1 protein-coding gene is annotated in these 1,019 nt (G+C 56.6%); it reads left to right on the top strand.

The features are described from left to right. On the top strand, positions 1 to 1,019 hold a 1,019-nt coding region (locus VJ956_RS13330; RefSeq protein WP_324085530.1), incomplete at both ends, for a putative bifunctional diguanylate cyclase/phosphodiesterase.

The following is a 1,019-nucleotide window of genomic DNA, read 5'->3' as shown; positions in this document are numbered from 1 at the left end:
CATACCGAGATGAATCTTCTGCATGAGGTTGCCGGCGATATCTCGTTCGCGATTGCGAATCTGGAAAAAAGCCAGCGGCTGGAATATATCACGCATTTCGACAGTGTCACCGATATGCCAAACCGCCTGCTGCTTACGGATCGCCTGCAGCAGGCCATCCTCCAGGCCGACAGCCATCAAGGCATCTTCAGTATTCTCTACGTTGGCATCGACCGCTTCAAGCAGGTGAACAACAGCCTTGGGCACACCGGCGGTGATGAAGTGCTCAGAAACGTCGCGCAGCGAATCAACTCATGCGTGGGCAAAGCGGATACGGTAGCGCGCTGGGGCGGTGACGAATTCATTGTCCTGCTTCCTGGCAGGAGCGCCGCAGACGCCTCTCAAATCGCTAACGGTATCAACGGCGAATTTCACTCGGTGATCACCCTGGAAGACAACCGGGAGTTGTTCGTTTCCTGCAGCATGGGCATTGCAGAGTACCCACGCAACGGTGAAGACCAGGATGCAATCATCAACAGTGCCCGAAGTGCGATGACTCTCATCAAGCGACATGGGGGAAATGATTACCGGCATTTTGTTCGTCCAACCGGCGACGCTTCAGATGATGGGCTTGCGCTGGAAACATCCCTGAGGCACGCGTTGGCGCAAGAACAGTTCCAGTTGTATTATCAGCCTCAGGTCGACATTGCCTCCCGGCAGGTCGTCGGCCTTGAGGCCCTTGTGCGCTGGCACCATCCCACACAGGGAATGATCGCGCCGGATCGCTTCATCCCGCTGGCCGAAAAGACCGGTTTGATCGTTCCAATCGGCGAATGGGTGCTGCGCGAGACATGCCGCCAGGCGGTCGCTGTGCCTGGGCTGAAAATGGCTGTTAACCTGTCAGCCCGCCAGTTCCACCAGGATAATCTGGTCGCCATAATCCAGCAGATCCTGGAGGAAACCGGTATGCCGGCAGCCGACCTGGAGCTGGAGATAACCGAAAGCGCCCTGATTTATGAGGTTGAGTCCGCTATCGTCAC

It is taken from the genome of Marinobacter sp., assembly GCF_035268745.1.
Classification (GTDB): domain Bacteria; phylum Pseudomonadota; class Gammaproteobacteria; order Pseudomonadales; family Oleiphilaceae; genus Marinobacter.
This window is presented reverse-complemented; position numbering and strand designations above follow the sequence as displayed.